The organism is Epibacterium sp. Ofav1-8 (assembly GCF_022348185.1).
Lineage (GTDB): Bacteria > Pseudomonadota > Alphaproteobacteria > Rhodobacterales > Rhodobacteraceae > Epibacterium.
Genome location: NZ_JAKRFD010000023.1, coordinates 1 through 10,752, shown reverse-complemented (window position 1 = coordinate 10,752; position 10,752 = coordinate 1). Strand labels below are relative to the sequence as shown.

The 10,752-nt window shown below is 62.2% G+C and carries 11 protein-coding genes and 1 pseudogene; 10 read left to right on the top strand and 2 right to left on the bottom strand.

The genetic code is table 11. The annotated features are described in order from the left end of the window. Positions 1-203 (top strand): hypothetical protein (locus MHM97_RS22455; RefSeq protein ID WP_239325846.1); only part of this gene is annotated, 203 nt, incomplete at its 5' end. A gap of 79 nt (positions 204-282) precedes the next feature. Beyond that, positions 283-654: pseudogene (locus MHM97_RS22450) on the top strand (transposase); the annotation flags it as partial. Between the two features lie 355 nt (positions 655-1,009). Here the strand turns inward: MHM97_RS22450 and MHM97_RS22445 are convergent. Beyond that, the gene (locus MHM97_RS22445) at positions 1,010-1,894 is read right to left on the bottom strand and encodes a LysR substrate-binding domain-containing protein (protein ID WP_239325843.1); all 885 of its coding nucleotides are present in this window, start codon (positions 1,892-1,894) and stop codon (positions 1,010-1,012) included. A 93-nt stretch (positions 1,895-1,987) separates the two neighbouring features. Here MHM97_RS22445 and MHM97_RS22440 point away from each other — a divergent pair, with 93 nt between their 5' ends. The 7 genes from MHM97_RS22440 to MHM97_RS22410 are packed head-to-tail and all read left to right on the top strand — an operon-like array spanning position 1,988 to position 8,847. Next, positions 1,988-3,103 (top strand): polyamine ABC transporter substrate-binding protein, encoded by a 1,116-nt coding sequence (locus MHM97_RS22440; RefSeq protein WP_239325842.1) that lies wholly within the window; start codon positions 1,988-1,990, stop codon positions 3,101-3,103. A 57-nt stretch (positions 3,104-3,160) separates the two neighbouring features. Next, positions 3,161-4,048, top strand: a complete 888-nt coding sequence (locus MHM97_RS22435; protein WP_239325841.1) for an ABC transporter permease — start codon at positions 3,161-3,163, stop codon at positions 4,046-4,048. A 3-nt stretch (positions 4,049-4,051) separates the two neighbouring features. Beyond that, positions 4,052-4,873 carry an ABC transporter permease gene (locus MHM97_RS22430; RefSeq protein ID WP_239325840.1) on the top strand — a complete coding sequence of 274 codons (822 nt, stop codon included), beginning with the start codon at positions 4,052-4,054 and terminating at the stop codon, positions 4,871-4,873. Then, positions 4,870-5,988, top strand: coding sequence for an ABC transporter ATP-binding protein (locus MHM97_RS22425; RefSeq protein ID WP_239325839.1), 1,119 nt, complete (start codon positions 4,870-4,872; stop codon positions 5,986-5,988). Before MHM97_RS22430 ends, MHM97_RS22425 begins: the two co-directional genes overlap by 4 nt. Then, entirely contained in the window at positions 5,985-7,253 is a 1,269-nt protein-coding gene (locus tag MHM97_RS22420; RefSeq protein ID WP_239325836.1) for an amidase family protein, read from the top strand. Before MHM97_RS22425 ends, MHM97_RS22420 begins: the two co-directional genes overlap by 4 nt. Beyond that, entirely contained in the window at positions 7,250-8,143 is an 894-nt protein-coding gene (locus tag MHM97_RS22415; RefSeq protein WP_239325834.1) for a polysaccharide deacetylase family protein, read from the top strand. The genes MHM97_RS22420 and MHM97_RS22415 overlap by 4 nt, the downstream gene beginning before the upstream one ends. A 2-nt stretch (positions 8,144-8,145) precedes the next feature. After that, a complete protein-coding gene (locus MHM97_RS22410; protein ID WP_239325831.1) occupies positions 8,146-8,847 on the top strand; it encodes a DUF1989 domain-containing protein in 702 nt (233 codons plus the stop codon). 74 nt (positions 8,848-8,921) lie between these two features. Here MHM97_RS22410 and MHM97_RS22405 read toward each other — a convergent pair whose 3' ends face one another. Beyond that, positions 8,922-9,590 (bottom strand): FMN-dependent NADH-azoreductase, encoded by a 669-nt coding sequence (locus MHM97_RS22405; RefSeq protein WP_239325829.1) that lies wholly within the window; start codon positions 9,588-9,590, stop codon positions 8,922-8,924. Between the two features lie 88 nt (positions 9,591-9,678). On the opposite strand from MHM97_RS22405, the gene MHM97_RS22400 reads away from it, so the two are divergent. After that, positions 9,679-10,608, top strand: coding sequence for a LysR substrate-binding domain-containing protein (locus MHM97_RS22400; RefSeq protein ID WP_239325825.1), 930 nt, complete (start codon positions 9,679-9,681; stop codon positions 10,606-10,608). The last annotated feature ends 144 nt before the right edge of the window (positions 10,609-10,752 follow it).

Here is a 10,752-nt window from a genome sequence, read left to right as displayed (position 1 = left end):
ATGATGAGGCTGGAAATCGAGCACCATGGAATAGCGATTGGCTGAACAAACTCCAGCGCGGCCCGGTGTTTTTCTTCGATTGGCTCAGGTGGCTGGGCGGCAAGACGCTGGCCCCGACCCGCTATTTTGACGAGGCAAAAACAGAAGCTGCTCTGATGGCTTACCTTACCGACCCCAAGACTCGAAACAGAGGGCTAAGTTAGTCTTCGGGTCAGGACGGCGTTGTCGCGCCAATGGGAAAGAGGGATTCACTAAGCGGGTCCTGATGGTTAGATCAGGCACATGCCGAAGCCTGAATCCCCCCGCGACCGCTCAACAAACAGGTCAACCTATAACGCGTCGCTCAGGCAACGCGGTTCGCCCTCGGTCTGGTTCGTCTCTGACATGGTTTGGCATGCAGAGACATCCGACAAGCCGGGACGGCCCGAGATGTTTTTGGAATGAGGAGGGTCAGGCAACGATCTGGGAGATCGTTTGCCCGACGAACGCGATCCAAACCTGCCTGACGCTCAAGGTGCTCTTCGGTCTTCTACGGTCGGGCTTGTCGAGAAGTTGATCTAGATGGCCGGACGCGATTGGCCGTTGCCGGAGTTTTCGACCTTGCGTCGACGGCAGGCGCGGATTGCCGTGCAGATCTCGGATCCCGCCCCTGGCCTGCGCCGCGCGTTGTGGAGAGCGGAGGAGTTCATCTTCCGGCAGGAGAGAGCTCCCGCCTTGGAAAGCACGACCGAAGAATAGCATCTCGGCAAGGGAGTATTTTTCAGGGTCACAGCATTGCGGCCAGCGATGCTGTTGCCTTCAATCGGTCGACCCCGCGCAGACAATTGCTGAAACTCTTCGAAGCACGTCCCGGTTGCTTGATCGGTAGTGAGGCATGCGGATCAACGCATCATTGCGCGTGTGAACCGATTGCGATCCAGAGTTTTTGTGCGCCAGATGCCCAGTTCTATGTTTCGCCATATGAGAAACGCAGAAAGATGAATGCTGTCGATACTGGAGGCGATTGGGCTCATATCTGTTTCGCGGCGCGCCGAACCCAATCGGCGAAGGCCTTAACGCCGTGCTTGTTGCGCGACAGGGGATTGAGCACAAGGCAATAGGCAAATCCGCGCAGCTCAGGGCCTGAGATTTGCCGGTAGAGCCCTGATTGAAGTCCGCTTTCAACCAGCGCACTGCTGGACAAAAGCAGCCCCAGCCCCTGATCTAGCGCGTTAAAAGCCGCGCTTTCATCGCTGAAACGGATAATGCGGTCCGACGGGAACGGCTCCCCGGCTTCCTTGAACCACTCTTCCCAGGTCGGGCCGCCCATATCCGGGTTGCGCCAGCGGAAGCCCAGCAGCCGGCTGTCCTGCACGCCGGTTTCCGGACGATCAGCCAGACTGACGGGAATGTAGCGATCCGAGAACAGAACCTCGGCGTCCTCGTTCACCGAGGCCTCGGGGCCATATCGGATCGCCAGGTCCAGCCGGTCAACCCGCAAGTCCAGAACGTTGTCATCGGTTTCGACCTCCACCCGGATCTCGCCGTGCTTGTCGAAAAAATCTGGCAGGCGCGGAACCAGCCAGCGTTCCGCAAAGGCATATGTGGTTGTGACCCGGACCAGCGATTGCTCGACGTCCTTGTCGAGCATGGCGAAGGCTTCGCCTAAGATATCAAACGCCGACTGCAGCTTTGGGAACAACTCTTGCCCGGCGGGAGTGAGGGCGATCTGACGGGGGCGGCGCTCTACCACCTGGTAGCCGAGATAGGCTTCCAAATGTCTGATCTGGTGGCTGATGGCAGTGGCGGTGACGCTCAGCTCTTCCGCGGCTTCGGCAAAACTGAGCCTCCGGGCGACCGCTTCGAAGGCTCGAATTGCGTTTAACGGCGGTAGTTTACGCATGACGTCGCCCACTTGCGCAAAGAAATCTCAGCCTGGCCTGACGAATGGTCATTTGTTTTTGGGCCTCCTCTTTCTGAAGCTTGTGGAATGAAAAGGGAGGGAAAAATGACACATAATATTATCACCACCCGGCGGCGGTTGATCAAGGGGGGGCTTGCGAGCGCAGCCGTCATCGCCGCCCCGGCCGTCCTGCGCGCACAAGGTCGCCGTGACCTGTCGATGCTCACCTGGGCAGGCCATGCCGACCCCGATGTGATCGGCGCATTCGAGGAGACGCACAATGTTCGCATCCGTGCTAAGGAGTATGTTGGCGGCGATCAAATGCTTGCGCAAATGGCGCAGTCTCCGGCCGGAACCTACGATGTTATCCTGTCGGATGCGGAATACGTCGTGCAATTGCAGCAAGCGGGCTTCATTGAACCGCTGACGCCTGAGGACTACCCGTTCGACGACTTCTTCCCGGAGTTTCAGAATTTCCGCGGCCACTGGTTCGACGGTCAGCCCTATGCGGTCTTCCTGCGGTTCGGTTTCCTCGGGCTGTCCCATAACCGCAGCGCGATGAGCGAGGCGGACGCCCGCAGCTATCGCAGCATGTGGGGTCCGCAGCACGAGGGACGCATCGGCCATTTCGACTGGCATCTGCCCAACCTGGGCGCGTTGAGCCTCCTCAATGGCAACACGTCGCCGTTTGACCTTGATGAGGCGCACTGGGCGGAACTGACCGACACGATGATGTCGCTCCGGCCGCAGGTGCGCGGGTTCTATGATTACGGTGGGATGCTGTCGGCGCTGCGCTCGGGCGAGGTTGCCGCGATCCCAGGCATCGGCGACTGGATCACCGGCGTGCTGGCCCGCGATGGTGCGGATGTCACCACGACCATCCCCGAGGAAGGCGGCCTGCAATGGACAGAGTCGCTGTCCATCGGCGCGCGTTCAGAAAACCAGGATCTGGCCCGGACATTCATCCAGTACATGCTGTCGCCGGAAGGGCAGGTAAAGACCGCCACGCTCAAGGCGTATCCGGCGACGATCCCGACGCGGGCGGGCTGGGCGCGGCTGAATGATGAACTGCCGGGAGAGGCGCAGCGCCAGAACATGGTGCTGAACGGCCCCAATGCGCTCGATGAGATCCGCGCCGGGCGCATCCGGCTGCGGGAGCTTCCGGTACAGCAATCGCTGGAAACCTGGAACGACGCCTGGACGCGTTACAAAAACGCCTGATGGCTGGTCCGGCCCCGGCGCAATTGTCGGGGCCGCAGCCTTATCGGAGATATCGACATGACTTCCCCTGCTTTTCCGGCCCGCACGTCGGGGCGCCGGCTCCACTTTCTCTTTAATCGTGCCTGGCAGGCGCTTTGGGTCCTGCCGCTGCCTGCCTGGCTGCTGCTGTTCTTTGCGGTTCCGCTTGGCTTGCTGGTGGCGATTTCATTCTGGTCCGTGGTGAACTACCGGCTGACGCCGGATGCCACGCTGTCGGCCTGGCGCTATGTCCTCGGCCTCGACTTCCTCTGGGCCAGTTTCTGGCGCAGCTACGGCTTGTCGATGGCCAGCGCGGTCGCGATTTCGCTGCTGGCCTTCCCGGCCTCTTACGCGATGGCCTTTGTCGCGGCCCCGCGTCAGCGGCTGATCCTGCTGGGGCTTGCGATCGCACCGTTTTTCACAAGCTATCTCGTGCGCATCTATTCCTGGCAGGTCTTCCTGACAGAAGGCGGCGTGATCTCTTCGGTTGTTCAGGCGTTTGGTGGCAAGGGGGAGAGCCTTCTCAACACCTATTTCGCGCTATTTCTCGGCCATGCAACGCTGGCGCTGCCGGTGGTGCTGATCCTGCAGACCATCGCCCTTGCCAATGTGGACCGGACCGGGATTTCCGCTGCCGCCAACCTTGGCGCCCGTCCCGGAGCCATCCTGTTCCGCATCATCCTGCCCGCAGCACGGCCAGGGCTGACGTTGGGGCTGCTGTTTGCCTTCCTGCTGTCCTATGCGGAGTTTGTCAGCGCCTCCTATCTGGGCGGCGGCACCTTCCAGACCCTGCCGATCCTCGTGACGGACCTTGTCCGGGCCGGTCAGCAATGGCCGCGCGCTGCCGTGGTGTCGCTGATGATGATCGCCAGCCTGCTGGTGACCGCCTTTGTAACCGTCCTCTGGGCCTATCGCGAGAAAGGATAAGACATGCCTCCGCATCTGAAACACACCTTGCCAAAAGCCTTCTGGATTGCCGGACTCGCATTGGTTTTCCTGCTGCTTTACGCACCGATCCTGTCGGCGGTCCTGTTTTCCTTCAGCGCCGACCGCTTCCCAAGCCTCAGCATGTCAGGGTTCAGCACCAAGTGGTACGCGCAGGTCCTGACCGACCGCGCCATGCTGGAGGCTCTCGGCAACAGCCTGACGGTTGCCGGGATCACCGCGCTGATCGCCACAGCCCTGGGATTTGCCGCCGCCTATGCGGATTATCGGTTTCGGTTCTTTGGACAGAAAGCCGTGCTGGCGCTGGCCTTGCTGCCGCCGACGGTGCCGCTGGTCATCCTGGGTCTGGCGATGCTGGCCTTTTTCTCCCGCATCGGCATTGCCGGCACGCTTGCAGCCGTGGTTGCCGCGCATGTCGTAATCGCGGCCCCCTTTGCGATGGCGGTCTGCCGTCTGCGGCTGGCGCAACTGGACGAGACGCTGGAAACCGCAGCCCAGAACCTCGGTGCGCTGCCGCATTCCGCCCTTGCCCGGATCGTGCTGCCGCATACGTTGCCCGCCATCCTGGCCGCCTTCCTCATCACCTTTGCCGTGTCATTCGACGAATATGTGATCTCCTGGTTCACGGGCGGCTTGAACCAGACCGTTCCCGTTGCGGTTCTGACCACACTTCAGGGGCAGGTCGACCCCACCATCCACGTCATCGGCACATTGAGTTTTTCCGTCACCCTGACGCTGGTTCTGATCGCGCTTGCCGTGGTCCTGCGCCAGAGCGGCGGCGCCATGTCCAAGGAGGAGACATCATGACCAACACACATCTGAAACTGGCGGGGCTTGCCAAGTCCTATGGTAGCTTCATCGCCGTCGAAGAGTTTTCGCTGGATATTGCGCAAGGGGAGTTCATCGCAATCATGGGACCGTCCGGCTGCGGCAAGACCACAAGCCTGCGCATGCTTGCCGGTCTTGAAACCGCAGACCGCGGTGAGATCACCCTTGCAGGCAACCGGATCGACCAACTACCGGTCTGGGAGCGGGAAACCCCCATGGTCTGGCAAAGCCTGGCACTGTTTCCGTTCATGACCGTGCGCGAAAACGTGGAGTTCGGGCTCAAGATGCGCGGCGTTGCCGGGCCAGAGCGCCGCCGCCGCGCCGACGACTGGCTGGACCGGTTGGGCATTTCCACCTACGCAGACCGCAATGTCGCGCGCCTGTCAGGTGGTCAGCGCCAGCGCGTTGCCCTTGCCCGCAGCCTGGTGCTGGAACCCAAAGTGCTGCTTTTGGACGAGCCGCTTTCGGCGCTCGACGCCCATATGGCGATCAAGATGCAGGGAGAGCTGAAGAAGCTGCAACGCGAGTTGGGCATCACCTTTGTCTATGTCACCCACAGCCACTCCGAGGCCTTCTCGCTCGCGGACCGCGTGGTGATCATGAACGGCGGCCGGGTCGAACAGATCGGCAGCCCGCAGGACATCTTCCTGCGGCCGCGCAGCAAATTTGTTGCACAGTTTGTCGGCGGGATCAGCCTGCTGGAAGGAAAGGTTTCGGGCAGCGAGGGCAGCAAACGCTTTCTGGACACACGCGACGGCAAAGTCCGCCTCGCCAACAGCAGCGGGCTGGCCGAGGGCGCAAGGGCGGATCTGGCGGTGCGGGCGGACAGGATCTCCGTGACGGTCGAGCCGGGCTGGGGCGAAAACGAAATCGCCTGCACGCTGGTGTCAGAGGAATTTGCCGGGGCCGTCGTCAATCTGCACCTGGAAACGGCATCAGGCCGCAGCCTTGTGGCGCAGCTTCAGCAGCGGGACCTGGAGCAGTTGGACGCAAGCATTGGCGCGCGGGTCTATGCATCCTGGCATTCTGACGACGGTTTCATTCTGGAAAGCGCGCAGCAATCGGCGGCGGGCGCCAGGGTGAGGACCGCATGAGGTCTGTTGCCGAAAACACCATGGAGGCGCTGCGTCGAGCCGGTCGGGAGGGGGAGGTTTTCCTGTCCCTGTTGCCGGACCGGGCCCGCGCGGAAGCACGTCAAAGCGATGGTCGCACCGAGAGATTGAGCCCCCTGGATGGGAGCACGGTCTCTTGGAAGGATATGATCGCGATCAAGGGCGTCACCCCGCGTGCCGGTTCCGCCCACTGGGCCCCCGAGGCCCCTGCCCCAGCGGATGCCGAGGTGGTAGCGCGCGCCCGCAAGGCCGGTCTGGTCAGCATTGGTGTCACCAATCAATCGGAACTGGCGTTCTCCGGCATCGGCTACAATCCACACCACGGCACTCCGCTCCTCGACGGGCGGGTACCGGGCGGGTCCTCCTCGGGGGCTGCGGCCTCCGTTGCGCGCGGGATCACCCGCTTCGCGGTCGGTACCGACACTGCAGGCTCCTGCCGGGTGCCCGCGGCGTTTCAGGGTGTGGTCGGCTTTCGGCCCACGCGCGGACGGTATCCAATGCGTGGCGTGATGCCACTCGCGCCCAGCTATGACACGGTCGGCAGCTTTGCCCGCTCGGTTGCCGATATCTTCGAACTGGATGCCATTCTGTCCGGCGACAACGCCCGCCCGGACACCGCCAGCGGCCTTGCGGTGCTCAGCGACGTGCTCGACGCGGGCGATGTCTTCGCGCCGATCTCCCAGCGCTGCAAGGCGGCGGTTACAGCCCTCGAACAGGCGGACGTCCTGATGGAGCACATCAGGCAGTCGCCTCTGGATGAGGCGCTGGCGCTGATCCGCACGGGCGGCTGGCCGGGCGCTATTGAGGCGGTCGAAACCTATGGGCATCTGCTCGAGACCGAGAACGCACCGCGCCTCGATCCCTTTGTCGCGGCGCGGCTGCGTGCGTCGGCCGGTCTGGACCCGGACAAGATCGCGCACGTCAAACAGGGTGCCAGGGCGTTGCGCGAAACCGTCCGGGCTTCTGATACCATCTACCTCCTGCCGACGGTTGCCATCGAAGCCCCGCATCTGGCGCCGCTGCTGGAAGATCCCGCAACCTTTGCCGCGACAAATACCGCGGCTCTACGCCTGACCATGCCTGCGAGCCTGCTGGATTTGCCCGCCATTTCTCTCCCCGTCGGGAAAACGGACGCGGGGGCTTGGGTGGGAGTGCAGCTGGTCGGTCCGCCAGACAGTGACCGCACCCTGCTTGCCACTGCGGCAATGGCCGAAACACTGCTGATGCAAAAGGACCCCCTCACATGATCCGTAACCCGATAAAATGGCCAAACGGCGCCCGCTGTGCCTGTGCAATCACGTTTGACGTGGATGCCGACAGCCTGATCCACATCGCGCGTCCTGAGGACGGGCACCGTCGCCTCTACCCGATCAGCATGGGCCGCTATGGTCCGAATTCCGGAGTGCCGCGCATTCTGGACACCTACCGGCGGTTGGGACTCAAACAGTCCTTTTTCATGCCCGGCTGGGTGATGGAGCAATACCCCGAGACGGTCGAGGCGATCCTTGCCGGTGGACATGAGATCGGCCACCACGGATACCTGCACGAAGACCCCGCCGAACAGAGCGCCGAGGAACAGACCGATTGGTTCGAACGCGCGCTTGAGGTTCACCGGCAGATGACCGGCACCACCCCGCGCGGCTACCGCGCTCCGGTCTATAATGTCACTCCCGAGGTGCTGTCGATCGCGGTAAAGCACGGGCTGACCTATGAAAGCTCGATGATGGCGGACGATCTGCCCTATCGGATAGACACCGCATCGGGGTCTCTGTTCGAATTGCCGGTGCATTGGGGCAGCGATGACTGGCCGCCTTTCGCGCATTTCGACGAGATCGGCTACAAGATGCCGGTGATGTCGCCGCGCCGCGGGTTGGAGGCCTCCTTTGAGGAGTTTGAGGCGCAATACGAGGCTGGCGGGCTCTGGATCGGGATCTGGCACCCCTTCCTGACCGGGCGGCTGGCCCGCTGGCGGGTGGTGGAGCGCTGGCTCGAAGAGGTGCTGTCGCGCGGCGATGTCTGGTTCGCACCGCTGGAAGAGATCGCCGCCTATGCCGCAAGCCAGGAGGCCGAAGGCGCTTGGCAGCCGCACCGGGAGCCCGCCGCCCCCTACGCTCATCCCGTCCTGATGGAGAAGTAAACATGGATACCCTCAACACCCCGTTTGATGCCGCACGGCCCGACGGCGAAAACCCGAGCGCACATCAGACGCTTGCAGAGGATGGTCGCCTCAGCCCAGAAACCACCTACACCATTCCCGCCCGTCAGGGCCGGGCTATGCGCGTGAAAAAGGGGAACCTGCTGTCGGTTATCAACCGCGACGGCAGCCAGATCGGCGATTTCTGGGCCTTTGCCGAAAGGGACTGCAACGAATATCTGTCGATGGAGCACCTGCGTCCGACGCTTCGTCGCATTTCGCCACGTCCCGGCGACGCGCTGGTGACCAACCGGCGGCGCCCGATCCTGACACTGGTTGAGGACAGCTCGCCCGGCGTTCACGACACACTTGTCGCGTCCTGCGATATTCACCGGTATGCCCAACTTGGACATCAGGGGTATCACGACAATTGCACCGACAACCTGCGCATGGCGCTGCGGGCCATCGGCCTGCGCCCGACATCGGTGCCCTGCCCGCTGAACCTCTGGATGAATACGCCCGTCATCGAAGGTGGCGCGATGGAATGGCGCCCCCCTGTCTCGAACAAAGGGGATCATGTGCTGTTTCGCGCTGAAATGGATGCTGTGGTGGTGATTTCGTGCTGCCCGATGGACCTTCTGCCGATCAATGGCGAAGATGCCGAGCCAAGCGCGCTGGAGGTCAAGCTTAGCCGGGCGCCCGAATGAACCTGACTGCGCAACAAATTGGTGGCGCGGATGTCGTTCCGCGCCACCCAGTGTTATCGTTTCAAAGGGTTGTTTCAGGCCGCTTGCACCGCCCCACCGGCCAGTTTCATGGCCAGGTAGCGGGTACGGCCCTCTGCCGATTCAACCGACGCCTCGTGACGCGCGTCTTTGAATTCCTGATATTCGATCGCGATCGTCTCGATATCCGCCTGCGCGACGCCGAAATAATGCGCACAAGCTGCCAGCGCCGGGTCAAGCGCGTTGAGATGGGCACGCGGCCCACCGGGGGCAAAGCCGAATTCACCACGCGACGACAGCACCACCAGCCGTTTTCCCGACAGGATCGGCTCGATCGGCGTATCGCCGCGGGCCAGGTCAAAGGAAAAGGTCCGACCGATCCGCGCGATGTGGTCGATCCAGCCCTTCAGGGCGGTCGGCAATCCGTAGTTGTACATCGGCGCGCCCAGAACGACGATATCCGCCGCGATCACCTCGTCGACCAACTCGTCGGACAGCGCCAGACGCTCACTCATCCACGGCTCACGCGCGTCGGACGGGGTAAAGGCCGCATGGATGAATTTGTGGTCGATCGCAGGGATTGGGTTCAGGCCGACATCCCGGGTGATCACTTTCGTATCCGGTGCTTGCGCCAGAAAGGTCTGCGTGAACAGCCCGGTCAGATGACGTGTGAGGGAGCGCTCTTCAAGCTGAGCGCTGGCATCAATTCGCAACAGAGTGGGCATGGGCAATCTCCTGAGTTTATGCACTGCACATTGTGCCTACCAAGCAGCCAACCCTCTGGCGAAAGCGAATTTCTCATGGTCAGGGTGAATGAAATTCACCCTGGCTCCACCCCGAACGGAAAGGATTGAACCGATGCGGCGCTTGCCTCCGCTCCACGCGTTACGTGCCTTTGAAGCCGCCGCGCGGCATCTGCATTTCGCCCGGGCTGCGGCCGAGCTTCACCTGACGCCAACCGCGATCAGCCACCAGATCCGCCAGCTGGAAGAGATCCTGAAGGTGAAACTCTTCCATCGCTATCCGCGCCCAATCCGCCTGTCTGCAGAAGGCGCGGCATTGTACCCGGTACTGCGCGAGAGTTTCGACCGCATGAGCAGCGCCGTCGCGGGGATTTCGCAGCAGGAGACGGACCGTCCGCTGACGGTCTCCGTCACGGTGGCCTTTGCCAGCCTCTGGCTCATGCGGCGCTTGCCCGCGTTGCGCAGTCAGACCGGATTGAACCTGAAGGTCGAGGCCGACAACCAGCCCGTAGATCTCTCGGGTAGCGATGTCGACTTTGCGGTTCGCTACGCAGTCCAGGCGCAGCCCGAAGATCATTGGCTGCCGCTGTTCCAAGACAAGCTGATCCCGCTTTGCGCACCGGAACTTCTGCGCCAGACACCGATCAATGACGACGCCGGTATTTTGCGCCTGCCGCTGATTGAGTACCGTTGGAAGTGCGGCGCGGAAGCGTCACCTAGCTGGCAGCGCTGGTCCCGCGCAGCCGGGCTCGGGGCGATGGTGCCGGAGGTCACACAGCACTTTTCCGAGGAAATCAATGCCATTGACTCGGCGCTTGCGGGTCAGGGCGTGGTACTTGCGTCCAGCGTCTTGGCTGGCGCCGCTGTCGCAGCCGGGCACTTGGTGCTCCTGTCTGACGTGGGTTTGCCTGGCAGAACGTTTTGGGCGGTGAGCCGCGGCGATCATCCTCATTTTGCCGAAGTGGAGCGCTTTGCTTCATGGGCGCGTTCTTCTGGGTAACCACTGCACGCACCCCAAAGGAGCACGACGCGCTGGAGTTCCGCGGCAAGTTGTTGGGATTGTTGAGTTTTTCGGATTTAAAAAACGCCGCATCTTATTCGGATACGGCGTCTTCGCTATCTTTGGTTGCGGGAGTAGGATTTG